Annotated in this window: 1 rRNA gene; it reads right to left on the minus strand. The window is 55.7% G+C overall.

Annotated features, from left to right (window positions below):
* A 23S ribosomal RNA gene (locus tag OO60_RS44400) occupies positions 1-246 on the minus strand; the annotation flags it as partial.

Raw genomic sequence — 246 nt, forward strand, 5'->3', positions numbered from 1 at the left:
CTCTGCATTCGCTACTCATGCCTGCATTCTCACTCCCACACCCTCCACCACTGGTTTCCACCGTGGCTTCCCTGGATGCAGGACGCTCCCCTACCCATCAACACGACTACACAAGTCCCTCAAGGAGACAAGCGGATCTATTGTGTCAATGACACAGCTTCGGCGGTGTGCTTAAGCCCCGCTACATTGTCGGCGCAGGACCACTTGACCAGTGAGCTATTACGCACTCTTTCAAGGGTGGCTGCT

The organism is Amycolatopsis vancoresmycina, from assembly GCF_000716785.1.
Lineage (GTDB): Bacteria > Actinomycetota > Actinomycetes > Mycobacteriales > Pseudonocardiaceae > Amycolatopsis > Amycolatopsis vancoresmycina.